At 71.4% G+C, this 17,040-nt stretch carries 12 protein-coding genes; 6 read left to right on the top strand and 6 right to left on the bottom strand.

Annotated elements, in window-relative coordinates:
- Positions 1–172: 172 nt before the first annotated feature.
- On the top strand, positions 173–1,852 hold the full coding sequence (locus tag ACFWXC_RS16990) for a rhamnogalacturonan lyase B N-terminal domain-containing protein (protein WP_384479384.1): 1,680 nt from the start codon (positions 173–175) through the stop codon (positions 1,850–1,852).
- 12 nt (positions 1,853–1,864) lie between these two features.
- On the opposite strand, the gene ACFWXC_RS16995 is transcribed toward ACFWXC_RS16990, so the two are convergent.
- Entirely contained in the window at positions 1,865–3,274 is a 1,410-nt protein-coding gene (locus tag ACFWXC_RS16995; protein WP_384479386.1) for an RICIN domain-containing protein, read from the bottom strand.
- 195 nt (positions 3,275–3,469) lie between these two features.
- Between ACFWXC_RS16995 and ACFWXC_RS17000 the strand changes: the two genes are divergently transcribed.
- Entirely contained in the window at positions 3,470–5,569 is a 2,100-nt protein-coding gene (locus ACFWXC_RS17000; RefSeq protein WP_384479388.1) for an autotransporter, read from the top strand.
- A 135-nt stretch (positions 5,570–5,704) separates the two neighbouring features.
- Here ACFWXC_RS17000 and ACFWXC_RS17005 read toward each other — a convergent pair whose 3' ends face one another.
- Complete coding sequence (locus ACFWXC_RS17005; protein WP_384479390.1) at positions 5,705–6,892, bottom strand: ABC transporter permease; 1,188 nt, start codon at positions 6,890–6,892, stop codon at positions 5,705–5,707.
- 156 nt (positions 6,893–7,048) lie between these two features.
- On the opposite strand from ACFWXC_RS17005, the gene ACFWXC_RS17010 reads away from it, so the two are divergent.
- A complete protein-coding gene (locus tag ACFWXC_RS17010) occupies positions 7,049–7,651 on the top strand; it encodes a TetR/AcrR family transcriptional regulator (protein ID WP_384479392.1) in 603 nt (200 codons plus the stop codon).
- On the opposite strand, the gene ACFWXC_RS17015 is transcribed toward ACFWXC_RS17010, so the two are convergent.
- Both ACFWXC_RS17015 and ACFWXC_RS17020 read right to left on the bottom strand, forming a co-directional pair.
- Positions 7,550–8,734 (bottom strand): YbhN family protein, encoded by a 1,185-nt coding sequence (locus tag ACFWXC_RS17015; protein WP_384479394.1) that lies wholly within the window; start codon positions 8,732–8,734, stop codon positions 7,550–7,552. The two genes, ACFWXC_RS17010 and ACFWXC_RS17015, sit on opposite strands and share 102 nt — an antisense overlap.
- Complete coding sequence (locus tag ACFWXC_RS17020) at positions 8,731–8,892, bottom strand: hypothetical protein (RefSeq protein ID WP_384479395.1); 162 nt, start codon at positions 8,890–8,892, stop codon at positions 8,731–8,733. The genes ACFWXC_RS17015 and ACFWXC_RS17020 overlap by 4 nt, the downstream gene beginning before the upstream one ends.
- A gap of 373 nt (positions 8,893–9,265) precedes the next feature.
- On the opposite strand from ACFWXC_RS17020, the gene ACFWXC_RS17025 reads away from it, so the two are divergent.
- The 3 genes from ACFWXC_RS17025 (at position 9,266) to ACFWXC_RS17035 (ending at position 14,137) form a co-directional block, all read left to right on the top strand.
- On the top strand, positions 9,266–11,896 hold the full coding sequence (locus ACFWXC_RS17025) for a SpoIIE family protein phosphatase (RefSeq protein ID WP_384479397.1): 2,631 nt from the start codon (positions 9,266–9,268) through the stop codon (positions 11,894–11,896).
- A 110-nt stretch (positions 11,897–12,006) separates the two neighbouring features.
- On the top strand, positions 12,007–12,924 hold the full coding sequence (mmuM, locus tag ACFWXC_RS17030; RefSeq protein ID WP_384479399.1) for a homocysteine S-methyltransferase: 918 nt from the start codon (positions 12,007–12,009) through the stop codon (positions 12,922–12,924).
- A gap of 154 nt (positions 12,925–13,078) precedes the next feature.
- Entirely contained in the window at positions 13,079–14,137 is a 1,059-nt protein-coding gene (locus ACFWXC_RS17035) for a LacI family DNA-binding transcriptional regulator (protein ID WP_384479401.1), read from the top strand.
- Here the strand turns inward: ACFWXC_RS17035 and ACFWXC_RS17040 are convergent.
- Positions 14,111–15,667 (bottom strand): carboxylesterase/lipase family protein, encoded by a 1,557-nt coding sequence (locus ACFWXC_RS17040; RefSeq protein WP_384479403.1) that lies wholly within the window; start codon positions 15,665–15,667, stop codon positions 14,111–14,113. The two genes, ACFWXC_RS17035 and ACFWXC_RS17040, sit on opposite strands and share 27 nt — an antisense overlap.
- Positions 15,668–15,774: 107 nt before the next feature.
- Complete coding sequence (locus tag ACFWXC_RS17045; RefSeq protein WP_384479404.1) at positions 15,775–17,013, bottom strand: alginate lyase family protein; 1,239 nt, start codon at positions 17,011–17,013, stop codon at positions 15,775–15,777.
- Positions 17,014–17,040 lie beyond the last annotated feature (27 nt).

The raw sequence follows: 17,040 nt of genomic DNA on the forward strand, positions 1-17,040 counted from the left end.
CACGGCGACAGGGCCTGGCGGGGACCGTAGCGCCATCCACAAGCGCTTTCTAGACCTTGGACCGATTTCACAAGACTGCCAACCCCGGGAGAACGAAAGCCCTTTCGCGAAATCGATTCAACTGCCACTCTCACAGTCACCCGCAACCCCGCCCCCCGAAGGAGGCACCCCCATGTCCGGAGTCAACGGGAGACCCCTCGGACGCCGTACCTTCGTCCTCGCCGGCGCGGCCGCCGCCGGCACCGCCGCCCTCACCGGCCCGCTCGCCACCGCCGCCTCGGCCGCGAGCTTCGGCTGGTCCGACGACGGCTCCAACTACGTCGTCGACACCGGCGCCAGCCTGGTCTTCAAGGTCAGCAAGACCAACGGCGACCTGACCTCGCTGGTCTACAAGGGCACCGAGTACCAGGGCTACGGCGGCAAGAACTCGCATGTCGAGTCGGGCCTCGGTACCTCCACGGTGACCATCGCCCAGTCCGGCACCACGATCCTGATCTCGGTCACGTACGGCACGCTGAAGCACTACTACGCGGCCCGCAGCGGCGAGAACAACGTCTACCTGTGGACCAACAAGGCCGACTCGTCGGTCAGCGCCACCCGTTACATCGTGCGCGTCAAGGCCGGCCTGTTCCTCAACGACGAGCCGGACTCCTACACCTACGCGCCCACCGTCATCGAGTCCGCGGACGTCTTCGAGAAGTCCGACGGCCAGACCCGCTCGAAGCACTACTCCAAGCTGCGCGTGATGGACTACAGCTACGTCGGCTGGACCACCGGCAGCGTCGGCCTGTGGATCGTGCGCAGCAACCACGAGAAGGCCTCCGGCGGCCCGTTCTACCGCTCGCTGCTGCGCCACCAGAGCGCGGACGGCGGCGGGCTGTACGAGATCCTGTACTACGGCGAGAACCAGACCGAGGCAGAGCGCTACGGCCTCCAGGGCCCGTACGTCATCGCCCTCACGGACGGCGGCGCGCCCTCCTCCGCCCTCTACCCGGGCACCCTCACCACCTCGTGGGCGGACTCGCTCGGCCTCTCCGGATACGTCGCGGCGAGCGGCCGGGGCAAGGTCGCGGGCGTCGGGATCAGCGGCCGGAACACGGCCTACGCCTATACCGTCGGGCTCGCCAACTCCGCGGCGCAGTACTGGGGTTCGGCACGCTCGTCGGACGGCTACTTCTCCATCGGCGGCGTGCTCCCGGGGACGTACACGCTGACCGTCTTCAAGGGCGAACTGGCGGTGTACACCACGTCGGTGACGGTGACCGCGGGTGGCACGACCACCCTCAACACGATCGCGATCCCGTCCTCCAACGACCCGGGCAACGCGTCCGCGATCTGGCGGATCAACAACTGGGACGGCACGCCGGGCGGGTTCAAGAACGCCGACCTGATGACGTACGCCCATCCCTCGGACGTGCGGGCCGCGTCCTGGACCGGGAACGTGGTCATCGGCAGCGGCACGGAGACCTCGGCCTTCCCCTGCTATCTGTGGAAGGACGTCAACAGCGGGATCATCGTCTACTTCAGGCTGACGGCCGCCCAGGCCGCCGCCGCGCACACCCTGCGGATCGGCGTGACGACGGCCTACGCGAACGGCCGGCCGCAGGTCGTCGTCAACGACACCTGGACCTCCGCCGTCCCCTCGCCGCCCACCCAGCCGAGCACCCGGTCGCTGACCGTGGGCTCCTACCGGGGCAACAACTACACGTTCACCTACAGCGTCCCGGCGTCCGCCTGGCTGACGGACACCAGCGCCTACAACACGCTGAAGATCTACGTGGCGAGCGGCTCGGGAACGACGTCCTTCCTCAGTGCCGGCACCTCGGTCGACGCGATCGACCTGCTGGCCTGACCTGATCCGGCATCAGGTACCGCGCGTCCACTGCTGGTTCGTGCCGCCGTTGCACGTGTACGTGATGACGGCGGCCGAGTTGGCGGTGGACGCGCCGTTCACGTCCAGGCACTCACCGCTGGTCCGGGCCTTGATGCTGACGTAGGAGCCGGAGGTGACCACCGACCACTGCTGGGCCGTGGCACCCGTGCAGTCCTCCTGGGTGACGTCGGTGGAGTTCTCCTGGAGGCAGAGCGAACTGCCCCGGCCCATCAGCTCGTAGTAGCCGGAACCCAGGTCCTTGAACCACCACTTCTGGTTGGTACCGCTGTTGCAGGTGTACTGGCTGATCGCGACGCCCTCCCACAGGGACTGGTTCGGGACGTCGGCGCACTTGGCGCTGTGCCGGGCGATCAGGGTGTTGTAGGTGGCGCCGGTGCCGGAGACCGTCCCGGCGGTCGTGTCGACGGACACCTCCGGGTACCAGGACATCGACATCGTGGTGGTGGTCGGGAAGGTCAGCGGCAGCCAGACGTAGCGGGAGTCGTTGACGGTGCCGCCGAAGGAGTTGCCCCAGCGGTCGCCCAGGTAGAGGTACGAGGTGCCGGACGTGCCGGTGACCGGGAGGACGTACGCGGTCTGGGAGTTGTAGGCGGTGGAGTCGCCGACGTTGGTGAACGCCGTCCAGGGGCCGGAGAGCGAGGTGGCGGTGGCGTACTGCTGCTGGTTGGCGCTCCAGCCGGTCGCACCGGACGTCAGCATGAAGTACACGCCGTTGCGCTTGAAGAGCGCCGGTGCCTCGCGGTGGCCGCCCGCCCAGGGGTTGGCGACCAGGCTCGCGATGGCGGTGTAGTCGGCGGTGAGCTTGTAGATGTGCAGGTCGTAGTTCTCGTTGGCCGCGGAGACCATGTAGGCGGTTCCGTCGGTGTCGACGAAGGTGGTGATGTCCCGGGACATGTACTGGCCGAGCGGCTGGAAGCTGCCCTGGTAGGTGTAGGTCCCGTCGACCGTGTCGGAGACGGCGACGGCGGCGCGGGCCTCGCTGTAGTCGACGCCGTTCTCCTTGTGCATCCACATCACGAACTTGCCGGTGGCGGCGTTGTAGATGACCTTCGGGCGTTCGATGTAGGCGGTGCCGAGTTCGGAGGCGGAGGACTGGGTGAGGACGTGGTTGCGGAACTCCCAGGTCTTCAGGTCGGTGGAGCGGTAGGCGTCCACGTACTTGAAGGTGTTGTCGGAGTTGCGGTCCTCGCCGAACCAGTAGTAGTACGAGCCGACCTTGATGACCCCGCCGCCGTGGGCGTGGACGATGTTCCCCGAGGTGTCGGTGAACTGTGTGCCGTTGGTGACGGTCTGGGCGGCGGCCGCGGCCGGGCCCGCGGTGGCCAGGGCGCCGATCACCGCCAGACAGAGGGACAGCAGGATCGCGTACGCACGTCTCATCTCACACACGCTCCTTCAGGTTCGAGATCACGAACGGCGGTTGCCATCACGAACGTTGTGATCGCCGAAAAGGTAAGGGTGTGTTACAGACAGGTCAACGGGTCTGACGAGACAAGGGGGAAAGCGATTTCCAACCGATCGCGGCCCGGCCGCGTTTTTCTGTTATCCGGCGCCTTCCACCACGTCTCCGATGACGTGCGCAGCCACCTCCACACCACCGCAGCGGCCGTCGGCGCCCTCGCCGCCCTCCTGGCCTCCGCTCCCCCGGCGTCCGCCGCCGGCCCCCGGGACGTCACCGCCGACGTACTGGCCGACCGGGACGTGACCCTCACCGGAGACACGGTCGTCACCGTGCCGGCCGGGACGACGACGTACGACGGCGTCCTGCACGGCGAGGGCACGCTCACCGTGCGCGGCGGCGGCACGCTGGTCCTCACCAAGGACAGCGACTTCGCCCTGCCGAAGTCCCGGCAACGGCAGGTCGTGCGCACCCAGGGCGGCAACCACCCGTACACGACGGTCACCCGCCCCGACCCGCCCGCGATCACGGTCGAGCGCGGTACCACCCTCCAGTACGGCACGGGCGGCGGCACCGGCCTGATCGGCCACTTCCCCTACAACACCCCCGGCTACCGGCTGAACCAGCTCAACGTCCGGGTCGACGGCACCCTGCGCCTGTCCCTCACCCGTACCTTCAACATCGGCACGATCAGCGGTTCGGGCCTGGTCACCCAGCCCCGCAATATGTGGGGCACCCTCGACCTGGCCGGCACCCACCCCTTCTCCGGGGTCATCGACAACGGCACCGGAATGGCCGTCGGCCGCCCCGAATACCCGGTGGCCCTCCCCCACGCCCGCGCGATCCTCAACCAGGGCTCCTGGATCATCGACACCCCGCTGAACCAGACCGTCACCCTGCGGCAGGACTTCTACCAGCGGGAGTACGGCAGTGACGTCAACGTCCACTCGCGGCCGGGCAGCAAGGTGGTCCTCACCGGCCAGTACAGCTACAGCGACCGGGGCGGCGACACCCACCCGTCACTCAGCGACCCGGCCCTCAACTGGAAGGCCGTTTCCCACCAGTTGAACAAGCGCGGCACCAACATCGAGGGCGCCGACGTGCGGTGGGGCGACGGCACCACCCGTCGCATCTTCATGCCGGGAACGAAGGACACCGTGTACATCAATCTGCACGCGGCCAGTGGGCGTCGATCGCGGCTCACCTTCGACTACGACGGCCCGGTGACGCTGGGCGCCCCGATCGGCGGCGGCCGCTACCACGACACGCTCGCCGCGCCCGGCGCCGGGGACATCGTGATCGCGGGCACGCGCGGCAACGACGTCACCTTCGCGGCCGCCCAGGACTACGACGGCTCGACCACGGTCGAGAAGGGCGCGGTGCTGCGCCTGGGTTCGGGCGCGAAGGGCGGCGACGGCTCCCTGCTGACCGGCACCGAGCGGCGCCGGATCGTGAACGACGGCACGCTGTACGTCCGCAACACGTCGGCTCCCGTGACACTGGAGTACGTGAGCGGCGCGGGGTCACTGGTCCAGTCGGGCACGGCGACGACCACGCTGAGCGGAAGCGCGGTGACGTACACGGGAACGACGACCGTGAGCAGCGGCACGCTGGCGCTGCGGTCCGGCACGACTCTCGTGCACAGCAAGGCGATCCGGCTGACGTCGGCGACCGCGCGGCTGGACGTGGGCCGGGCCGCCCTGCGGGTCGCCACCGCCCTGTCCGGCAAGGGCACGGTGCGGGGCTCGGTGACCAACGACAGCCTGGTGGCGGGCGGGTTGACGGTGCGGGGCGACTACACCCAGCACAAGCAGGGCGAACTGGTCCTGCGGGACAAGCCGTTGAAAGTGACGGGCCGCCTCGCCCTGGCCGGCGCCCTCGACATGTCCGCCGCGGGCACCTCCCCGGCCGGCCGCATCACGGTGATCGACCACACCGGCACCGCCCGCACCACCGGCTCCTTCGACGGGCTGCGCGAGGGCGCCGAGGTCAAGCTGGCCGACACCGTCTACCGGATCACCTACCGGGGCGGCGACGGCAACGACGTGGTCCTGGAACCGCGGCCGGCGAAGGCCGCCCCGAAGACCGACAGCGCCGGCGCCCCGTCCACCGCTCCCCCGACGGTGACCACCCGCACCGCCGCCGACTCCTCACAGGCCTTCGGCTGGTGGCCGTACGCCCTGGCCCTCGGACTCCTCGGCGGCCTGATGGTCCCGGCGGGCCTGCGCACGCGGAAGAAGGGACGGCGGAAGGGCGGCGGACGGCACGCGGCATGACCCGCGACCGGCACCCGGTCGGCCGCGGGCCCTGCCGTCAGCCGTCAGCACGGATCGGCGGGCGGGCGGCGCGCACCTGGACCGGCCCCCTCTTCGGCGCGCCGCTCCGCCACCGGGACGGTCGTCGCCGGACGATCAGGTGCGCGCAGCGTGTCGGGCGTGCGAGCGTGCGTGCGTCTCGACGCGTGCGGGCGAAGACGAGTGTGCGGGCTCTTCGGGGGACGGCGGCACGTGGGGCGGTGCGACCTCGTTCGCCGGATCCTCCGCACCCGCCGTCGCGCTCCCGTTGACGACGGGGCCCTTCGCGACGCGGGACACACGGTGGCCGAACAGGACGGCTGCCACTCCCAGCACGCTCCACAGGGCAAGGACAGCGATGTGGCCCGCGCTGTCATTGCCGTCGAAGTAGGCCGTACCGCGTATGAGGCTCGCGCCGGCGCCCGGCGGCAGCCACTGGCCGATGTCGTCGACCGCCTTGGGCAGCAGCTCCGGTGCGGACGTGCTGCCGGAGAACGGATTGCCGACGAAGACCATGAGCGCCGCGCTCAGCCCCACCCCCGCCGAACCCACCAGCGAGACCACCCCGGCGGTGGTGGCACTGATGGCGAGAACGGTGAGTGCCAGGGAGGCCCAGGTCGCGAGGTGTTCGTGCGGCAGCGCACCGAGAAAGCCCTGGGCGACCACGTAGACCCCGAGGGCCGCCGCTCCGCTCACCACGACCAAGGCCGGGAGAAGTGCCACAGGTCGCAGCCTCAGCGACATCGCGACCAAGGCGATGATGACGCCGCAGATCGTCATCGGCAGCAGCGACGAGCTGAACACCACGCCCCGGGGGTCGGCTGCCGAGATCCGAACGACGTCCACGGCCCTCACCCGGATCCGCGCCGGCTTCTTGGCGCCGACCTTGCCTCCCTTGGAGCGTGCGGACGTGCCGTGGGCGGACGTGCCGTGGGCGGACGAGGCGGCCCGGTCCGCGGCCGCCTTGGATGCCCGGGCGGCCAGCTGCCGGCCCGTGTCGCCCAGCAGCTGGGCGACGGTCGGGCTCGCGGCGGTGGACTCCAGCACGGTGAGGCTGCCGGGGGTGACCACGAAGGCACCGTAGACGTCCCGCTCCCTGACAGCGGTCCGCGCCGACTCCTCGTCGGGGTAGAGACGGAAGTCGAAGGCGCCCGGCCTGCTGTGCGCCAGTCCCTCGACCGCGGCCTGGCTCGCCGCGCTCGTACCCACGATCCCCACGGGCAGGTCACGCGGCGCTATGCGTGCCGCGGGCCACGCGTAGGCCAACACTGCCAGTGAGATCACCAGCGGCAACGCCACTGCCATGATGGCCACACGACGCCATGACTGGTTTCCCGCCAACGGGGTCTGCACAGTCTCGCCTCCCAAAAACGAACGATCATTCTTCAGGAATCCAGTCTGCTAGGCTCTGCGCCAGCGAGTCAAGACGAACATTCGTTTTTCTTTGGAGAGGATGCCCCCATGCCGAAGGTGTCCCAGGAGTACATGGACGCTCGCCGGACCCAGATTCTGGATGCGGCCCGACAATGCTTCCTGCGCGACGGATTCCACTCGACGTCGATGCAGGATCTGTTCGCCGAGTCCGGGCTCTCGGCGGGCGCGGTGTACCGGCACTTCGCGAGCAAGGACGAGATGATCCTGGCCATCGCCGAAGAGAACATGCGTGAGGTCCTGACCCTGGTCCATACCGTCGCCACGACTCGGCCCAGCGGTTCCGTGGGGGCGGTCGTCGCCGATGTCCTCGACCTCGTGTCGGCCCGGTCCGCGGAACACGACACCGCCAGGCTGGCCGTGCTGGCATGGTCCGAGGCCCTGCGCAACGCCACGCTGGCCGGACAGTTCAGCACCCTGCTGACCCAGATGCGCTCCGATCTCGCGGAGGTCGTACGAGAGCACCAGGAAAGCGGCGCCCTGCCCGCCGAGGTGACCGCCGAGTCGATCGCCGGCGCGCTGGTCTGCGTCCTACCCGGCTACATCCTCCAGGTGGCCATGCTCGACCCCACGCTCGTGGCGGGGGTGGGCGACGCGGTGCGGGCCCTGTGGCCGGCCCCGGCCACGCCCTGACCGACTCCGCCGTCGGACGAGCAGGACCGACCACCCGGCGGCACCGATCAGTCCTGGGTTGAGGGTCCGGTAGAGAAGATCGGCGGCCGTGGCGGCCACCATCGGCATTCCGCCGTGATGCAGCGTCAGGACCAGAGCCGCGTCGAGAGGGCCGAGTCCCGCGGGCAGCAGCGGCAGGGCCGACACGGCCGTCATCGCGGCGACGTAGGCGAGCAGTACCTGGTCCGAGGCCGGGGCCGAGCCCACCGCGTGGCACACAGCGAGCACACACACGAGATCGCCGACCCAGTTGATCAGGGCAGCGCCGAACCCGAGGACCCAGAAGCGGGCCGGCGGCCGCAGGGCGGCCAACTCCCCCAGCAGGCCATCGGCCGACGTCTGCCCGCCCGCGCCGCGCCGCAGTCTCCGCCACACACGGAGCAGGGCGCCCACCGGCCGGCGCAGTACACGGGTACGGCGGACCAGCGCGAGCGCGACGACGGTGACGCCACAAGCCACTGACACCTGAAGGGCCGCCCCGGCCAGCCGGGCACTGTCCCCGGCCAGAGCCCCGCCGATCCCGGCAAGCACGACGAGTGCGACCGCGCCCAGCACGCCGGTGACGGCGTGGGTGAAGCCGATCAGGGGCACACTGGCGCCCCAGGTACGCATACGCCGCGTCCGGTAGGTGATCGACACCAGGCTGCCGCCGGGCAGAGTCGCACTGAGAGCGTTCCCGGCGAACACGGCGGAAGCCGCGGCGCGCAGCCCCACGCGCAACCCGCCCGTACCCAGCGCCAGGCGCTGCAGCCGGGCGAAGGCCGCCATCGACACCATCTCGCCGACGACGGCCAGCAGGAACCAGGCGGGTTGAGCGTGGGACAGCCGGCCTGCCGCACGACGTGCGTAGGGCGCGACAAACGCCAGCTCGGCACAGAGCAACGTCACGACGGCGCCCGTGGCGAGCGCGACGCGCGGTCGGGAGCGCGACCGGGATGCCCACCCGTCGTCCTCGTCCGCCGGTTCCGCCCGGGCTTCCGCTTCCGAAGCCGCGGCCCGGTCGTCTCCGCTGCCGCCCGGCTCGGTCCGGGGCGAGCCGCTCATCGCCGCACCGGCCACGGGGGCAGCACGCGCGGCAGGCCCTCCGGGCGCACGCGGCCCCCGCCGTCCGCGACCGACGGCAGCGGACCGACGACATCCGGCCGGCCGGACGGGACGGTGTCAGCAGCGCCGCCGAGCGCCCCGGCCTGCGTCGTGGCCATGCCGCCACCCCTCCCGAAATGATCGTTCTCTTTCGCCCCCATCCTGCGGCTCTGACGAGACCGGGTCAATACGAACATTCATTTTTCTTACGCCCGACACGACGTCGGGACTTGTAAAAAAGAACTGTTCGTTTTATTTTCGAGAGGCGGGCGTCAGGGGACAGTCGCCCGCGGCCCGCCCGACCGAGCGACGGTGGCGGGCGGCCCCGTCCCTGCGAGAGGCCGTAGCGGACACCGCAGGGCGGGGCCCTTTTCATGCCGGCACGGGCGCCACGCGTCGTGGCTGTCACAAATCAGGGCGCCATCCTGTCAATCACCCCACACGGCGCAAAACGGTCAAACGCGCGCCTTCCGGAGCTAAGGACAGAGTTCGATGCCCAGCACTCACCAGGCGACACTCGGTAATCAGAGGAACACGCGCGAGATATCCGACTCGGCGGTCGCGATGCTCGACGAGCAGGGGACGGTGCTCGGATGGACACGGGCCGCCGAGCGGCTCGTCGGATACCCCGCCGGGGACGTGGTGGGCCGGTCCGCCGCACTCGTGCTGCCGTCCCCCGAGGAGGCGCCGACGATTTCGGCGTTCGTCGAGCTGTGCCGCGCCCAGAGGGGCTGGTCGGGCACCACGGCAGTGCGCCACCGGGACGGCCGCATGCTCACCGTCAGCCTGCGGATGTCGATGCTGTGGGGGCAGGACGGAGCGGTCCGGTGGCTCGTGTCCGTGACCGACATCCGCAAGCTCTCCCAGGAGGCGATGAACGGATCGGTGCGGGAGTCGCTCCTCACCCGCGCACCGATCGGCGTCGTCGTTCGTGACACGCAGCTGCGTTGCGCCTGGGTGAACGACACGGTGGAGAGCCACGACGGCGTCTCCCGTGACCGGCGGCTCGGGCGCCGGGTCGCCGACGCGCTGCCCGGTGTCGAGGTCGAAGCACTTGAGGCAGTGATGCGGCAGGTACTCCGCAGTGGCACCACCAAGGTCCACGAGTTCCGCAGGTGGGTGCCGACGAGCCCGCGCCCGGGGCGCGCCCTCGTGGCTTCGTTCTTCTGCCTCCTGGACGCCGAAGGCCAGGCGCTGGGGGTGTGCGCCATCAGCGTCGATGTCACCGAGAGCCGGCGGGCGCACGAGCGCCTCGCCATTCTCACCGAGGCCAGTACGCGTCTCGGGGGCACCCTGGATGCGATGCAGACCAGCCAGGAACTGGTCGACCTCGCGGTGCCGCTGTTCGCCGACTTCGCCTTCGTCGACCTGGAGCATTCGGTCCCGTCCGGCGAAGGGCCCCCGGTCCGCGTCGGCCCGATCGGCGAGCGCCTCCCCGTCTTCCGGCGGGCCGGTCTGGCCTCGATCCGCCAGGGGGTCCCGGAATCCCCGTGGGTTCGCGGTGAGCCGGTCCCCGTGCCGCCGGCCGCGCCCTTCACCGACGTGCTGCGCACCGGAAGATCCCATCTGGAGCCGGTCCTGGACACCGCTCCGGGCACCTGGATCGACCAGGATCCGGTGCGGGCGCAGAAGATCCAGGAGAACGGCATCCACTCCCTGATGGTCGTGCCCATTCGTGCGAGGCAGGTCCTGCTGGGGGTGGCGGTGTTCATCCGCACCGAGGACCCGGTGCCGTTCCAGGAGGACGATCTGCTCCTCGCCGAGGAACTCGTCAACCGCGCCGCGCTGTCGCTGGACAGCGCTCGCCTGTACGCCCGCGAACACGCCACGGCACTCGCGCTCCAGTGCAACCTGCTCCCTCAGCGCCTGAGGGGCGGCACGGCGGTCGAGGCGGCCTCGCGCTATCTGCCCGCCGACCTGGACATCGGGGTCGGGGGCGACTGGTTCGACGTGATCCCGCTGTCCGGCGCCCGGGTCGCCCTCGTCGTCGGCGACGTGGTCGGCCACGGCATCAACGCCACCGCGGCCATGGGCCGGCTCCGCACCGCCGTACACATGCTCGCCGAGATGGAACTGCCCCCCGACGAACTGCTGACCCGCCTCGACGACACGATCCAGCGACTGGGCGAGGGAGTCCCCGACACCCCGGGCCAGATGACCGCCGTGATGGGCGCCACCTGTCTGTACGCCGTCTACGACCCGGCCACCCGGAAGTGCACCATGGCACGGGCCGGGCACCCCCCGCCCGCGATCATCGACCCGCGGGGCCGGGTCGTCTTCCCCGACCTCCCCGCCGGAACCCCCCTCGGTATCGGGGCGGGGGTCCCTTTCGAGGCCGTGGAGCTGGAACTGCCCGAGGGAAGTCTCCTCGCCCTGTACACCGACGGCCTGATCGAGACCCGCGACCATGACATCGACGCGGGAATGCACCGCCTGGGCACCGCCCTGGCACAACCGCGGCGCTCCCTGGACGACCTCTGCACCCGCGCGATGGAGACCGTCCCGGGCCAGGCCCCGTCCGACGATGTCACCCTGCTCCTCGTTCGCACCCTCTCGCTCCGCCCGAGCCAGGTCGCCTCCTGGACGCTGCCGTCCGACCAGGCCGCGGTCCGCTGCGCCCGCCACATGGCAGCCCGTCAGCTGGCCGAATGGGGCCTGGACGGTCTTGAGGACGCCACGGAGCTGATCGTCAGCGAACTGGTCACCAACGCCGTCCGCCACAGCACCGACCCGATCGGTCTGCGACTGATCCAGCATCAGGCCCTGACCTGCGAGGTGTTCGACACCAGCGAGTGCCTGCCGCGGCCGAGTCGCGCACACCCCACCGACGAGAACGGCCGCGGTCTCTTCCTGGTCGCCCAGCTGTCGCGCAGATGGGACTCCCGGCCGGTGTCGGGCGGCAAGGTCGTCTGGTCCGAACAGGACCTGGCCCCGCCTGACAGACGCGGGCCCGCGACCCCTCGCCCGCACCGCAGGAGCAGAATCGCCCGGGGACGGCAGTGGATCGAAGCGGTCTTCGGCACCCTCAGAAAGCCGGCCACAGCCCTGGCCGGCACGGGGGCCGGGCATCCGCCGGAGCGTCCGCCCGAACCGGCCGGCGCGTGTTCGACCCGGCCGGGGTGACGGACGGCGGCTTCACGGGCTCAAGACCCCGGTCTCCGTACGGAGGGCGGTCTGTTCACGCAGTGGACGCGGTCGGTCCGTTCGCCACCGGGTCGACTAGCGTCGGAGGCATGACCAGCGACAACTCCCCCGGTCTCGCCGACGCCCTCGCCGCCGGGACGGTCGTGCTCGACGGCGGCATGTCCAACCAGCTGGCCGCCGCCGGGCACGACCTGAGCGACGAACTGTGGTCGGCACGGCTGCTGGCCGACCGCCCCGACGCGGTCCGCGACGCACACCTCGCGTACTTCAGGGCGGGCGCGGACGTCGCGATCACCGCCAGCTACCAGGCCACCTTCGAGGGCTTCGCCAAGCGCGGGATCCCGCACGAAGAGGCCGCCCGGCTGCTCGCGCTGAGCGTGGAGATGGGGCAGGACGCGGTACGGCGGGCGCGGGCGGAGGGGATCGTACGGCCGCTGTGGGTGGCCGCCTCGGTCGGGCCGTACGGGGCGATGCTCGCGGACGGCTCCGAGTACCGGGGGCGGTACGGGCTGGGCGTCGACGAGCTGGAGCGGTTCCACCGGCCACGGCTCGAGGTGCTGGCCGGGGCGGGGCCGGACGTGCTGGCGCTGGAGACCGTGCCGGACACCGACGAGGCGGCGGCGCTGCTGCGGGCGGTGCGGGGCCTCGGGGTGCCGGCCTGGCTGTCGTACAGCGTGGCGGGCGGGCGGACTCGGGCGGGGCAGCCGCTGGCGGAGGCGTTCGCCCTGGCCGCCGACGTGGACGAGGTGATCGCGGTGGGGGTGAACTGCTGTGCGCCCGAGGAGGTGCCCGGCGCGGTCGAGGTGGCGGCGCGGGTCACCGGGAAGCCGGTGGTCGTCTATCCCAACAGCGGGGAGGTGTGGGACGCGGAGGCTCGGGCGTGGACGGGGCGGTCGCTGTTCGACACCGGGCAGGTCGAGGGGTGGCGGGACGCGGGGGCTCGGTTGATCGGGGGGTGCTGTCGGGTGGGGCCGGAGGCGATTGCCGGGATCGCCCGGGTGGTGTGAGGGGCGCCGGTTCGCCGTCGGGGTTCGGGCGGTGGGCGGCTGCGGGCTCGGTGGGTGCTGATCGCGCCCACGCGGCGGAGCCGCACATTGATACTGTCCCGCGCCCCTGAGAGGGCGCTAGTGTCCCGACGTTGGCTAGTTGCCGGGGGTGGGGTTGACCAGGAAGAGCGCGGAAGCCGGGCGGAGCACCGTCCGTGATGTCGCCGCGCGCGCCGGGGTGTCCGCCTCCACCGTCTCCCGTGTGCTCGGCGGCGACTACCCCGTCAGCGCCGCCACTCGTACGCGCGTCCTGCGGGCCGTCCGCGAGCTGGACTACGTCGCCGACGCCCGAGCCAAGGCCGTCGCCGGGGCCGGTACGCCCACCCTCGCCTTCGTGCTGGAGGACATCACCGGGCCCTCGTTCGCGCACATGGCGTACGGCGTGGAGCGGGAGGCGGCCCGGCTCGGGCATCTGAGTCTCGTCTGCAGCACCGACGGCGATGTCGGGCGTGAGCTGGAGTTCATCGGGATGATGCGTGCCCAGCGGGCCGCCGCCGTGATTCTCGTGGGCGGGGCGGCGGACACGCCCGAGTACCGGGAGCGGACCCGTCGTACCGCCGACTCGCTGGCCTCGGCCGGTTCCCGGCTCGTGCTGTGCGGGCGGCCGCCGCTCGGGCCCGGCGCGCCGGTCACGGTCATCGAGTACGACAACGAGGGCGGCGCCCATGCCCTGGTGGCCCATGTGCTCGCGCAGGGTCATCGGCGGGTGCTGTTCCTCGGCGGAAAGCCGGACCACACGACGGCGATGGGGCGCGAGCGCGGCTATCTCGCCGCCCACCGGGCCCGGGACCTCGAACCCGACCCCGCTCTGCTGCTGCACGGCGACTTCACCCGGGACTCCGGGCACCGGCTGATGCGGCAGGCGCTCGCGCGGCGGCTGGAGTTCAGCGCCGTGGTCGCCGCGACCGACATGGTGGCGGCGGGTGCGCTGACCGCCCTGCACGAGGCGGGGCTCGACGTGCCGGGGGACGTGTCGGTGGCCGGGTACGACGACATCCCGTTCGCCCGTGATCTGCACCCGGCCCTGACCACCGTGCACGTGCCCTACGAGGAGCTGGGGCGGCTCGCCGTGCGGACCGCGCTCGGGCACGGCGGGGAGTCGGCCGACGAGCATCTGCTCCTCGGCACGCATGTGGTCGTACGGGACTCAGTGGCGGCGTACGGCGGCCATTGAGCGGCGCAGCCGGCGTACGGCCAGGGCCAGTTCGGCGGTCCGTTCGGGGGGCGGCACGGCGGTGGGTGTCCAGAGGGCGAACTCGCGGTCCCGGGGGCCGGACACCGTGTGGGGTTCGCCGTCGCCGAGGACGCGGACCGGGTGGGTGTCGTCCCAGGGCTGCCAGCCGGGGTCGCCGGTGGTGGCGAAGCGGACCCAGGCGCCGTGCGTCTCGTCGGCCAGCCGCTGCGGGGCGCCCTCGCCGGCCAGCCGGGCCGCGTCGGGCCCGTCCCCGGTGTCGAAGACGAAGCCCAGCTCCAGGGCGTGGCAGGCGCCGAGCCGCGGGCGGTTGGAGGGCCAGGCGAACTCGTAGAGGTACGACGAGCCCGGGCGGGCCTCGGCCAGCCGGTGCAGCGGGCGGCGGAGCAGGTGGTCGGTGACCATCTGGCCGACGGTCTCGGCGGGGCCGACCTCGGGGTGCAGGGCGCGGTAGCCGCGCGGCACCTCGTGGCCGACGTGGCAGCGGGCCATGGCGCCGGCGAGGGCGACCGGGCCGAGCCGGTCGACGTGGTCGAGGAGGCCGCCGGGGACCAGCCAGAGCCGGTACTCGTCGCGGGTCCAGCCCATGAGGAGGTCGACGCCGTGGGCCGCATCGCCGTCGAGGAGGGCCTGGAGCGGGTCGCGCGGGACGAGGTCGCCGTCGACGACGATGCCGAAGGCGGGGCCGCCCAGGACCGGGCTGCTCAGCCGGCCGACCTCGGCCTGGGTGTGCAGCAGCAGTTCGCGGTCGACCTCGGCGAAGGCCTGGGCGGTGGCGGGGATCCGCAGGCGGTTGGCCATCCGGCGGACCATGCGCCGGACCTTGTCGCGCTCCGCGGTCTCGGGCGGGCCGCTCTGCAGCACGGCCCGGCGGATCAGGCCCTGGGCCTGGGGTGCGGCGAGCAGGGCGCCGGCGCTGATGGCGCCGGCGGACTGGCCGCACAGGGTGATGCGGTCCGGGTCGCCGCCGAAGCCGGCGATGGTGTCGTGGACCCAGCGCAGGGCGGCGAGTTGGTCGCGCAGGCCGGGGTTGTGCGGGGTGTCGGGGAACAGGCCGTAGCCCTCGACCCCCAGCCGGTAGTTGACCGAGACGAAGACGACCCCGTCACGGGCGAACGCATGACCGTCGTACACGGGTACGGCTGACGAGCCTCTGGTCAGGGCGCCGCCGTGCAGCCAGACCAGGACCGGGAACCGGGCGCCGGGGCCCGGCTCCGGGGTCCACACGTTGAGGTTGAGGCAGTCGTCGCCGGGGATCACGGGGTCGGACAGATACTGCGCGAACGCCTCCGAGTACGGCGGTTTGGGCGCCGTCGGCCCGAAGGCGCCCGCGTCCCGGACGCCGTCCCAGGGTTCGGGCGGCACGGGCGGACGGAACCGGTGCGCCCCGAAGGGCGGGGCGGCGTAGGGGATGCCGCGGAACACCGCGACCGAGTTCTCCCACCTGCCGCGCACCGCCCCGAACGGGGTGCCGGCCACGGGGTCCTCGAGGTCCGTCCGGTCTGCCGTCATCCGCCACCAGCTCCTCCCGCCGCGCGTGCCTCAACGCCGGTACGACCAGAGCACCACATTCGCTCCCGGTATTCCGGCACCCACGGCGTTCGGGTGGCTACGCGCGGCTACTTGGCGTACATCAGGGTGCCGAAGCCGAGCTGGTCGTAGCCGCCGCTGTCGGAGCCGTAGTCCCCGCCGCCGCCCTCGGGGGCGACCAGGTTGTAGTACATGGCGGAGACGTACTTGTCGTCGAGGTTGATGCGCCGGTTGTAGTGGAAGTGGAGCATCGCCCACACGGGGCGGATCTGGCCGCGGGAGGAGGCGGAGACCACCGTCTGGGACGACTGGGCGCAGCTCTGCCCGGTGCCCCAGGTGTAGGTGGTGAAGGGCACGTCGCTGCCCGAGTTGTACTTCGCGACGTACTGGGCGGCCTTCATGAAGCGACGGCTGTCGTACGAGTACAGGTCGTCGCCCTGGTTCCAGGCCATCTCGCAGATCGCGCCCATCTGGCCCATGCCCAGGACGGTGTGGCCCTGGTCGCGGCCGGACTCCTGCCACTGACCGAGGGCGTAGCCGTCGGAGTCGGTGTACAGGTAGGGCACGGCGTGCGCGATCGAGCCGTTGCCGGCGCCGGACTTGAAGTACGTGACGGCCTGGTCGTACTTGGCCTTGTCCCCGTTGAGGATCCCGATGGCCAGGATCGAGGCCATGTTGCACAGGTCCCAGTTGGCCCAGTAGTTGGTGATGCAGGCGTCGTTGTGGTTGATCAGGAAGCTGTTGTTGAGCGGGTAGAAGACGCCTGCGAGCATCGCCTGCGCCGCGGCGAGGTCGAAGCCGGCGTAGTCGCGCATCAGCTCGCACGCGTTGGCGAACTGCCAGCCGTAGAGGCCGGCGGCGAGGAACCGGTCGGCGTTCCCGGTGACCGATGTCAGCGTCCTCGACCAGGCGTTGAGGATGTTCGCGGCGCAGACCGCGTTGGCCTCGGTGCCGCCGACCTTCCAGCGCAGGGCGTTCTGGTAGGCGGCGGCGATGTCGTTGTAGAGCAGGCTGTAGTTCTGTCCGGTGCCGCCACGGATGATCGTGGCCGTGGCCCGGTTGGTCCAGGTCGACTGGGAGTGGGAGTTGGCGGTCAGCCTGTTCCAGCCGGACAGCCAGGGGTCGGTGCCGGCGGCGACCCGTACCTTGGCGCGGTTGATGTCACCGGCGTTGTGGAGCATGCCGGGGTGGGTGAAGGTCGCCGGGGCCGCGCCGGCCGTCTCGGGGACGGTGACCGAGGCGGCGACGGCGAGGGCGGCGGCTGACTTCAGGACATTGCGGCGGCTCAACCCGCCCGTCCCGGGGCGGTGTTGCTCGCGGCGGCTCATCGCGATGGTTCTCCTTCGGTGGGGGGA

Source organism: Streptomyces sp. NPDC058683, from assembly GCF_042716195.1.
Classification (GTDB): domain Bacteria; phylum Actinomycetota; class Actinomycetes; order Streptomycetales; family Streptomycetaceae; genus Streptomyces.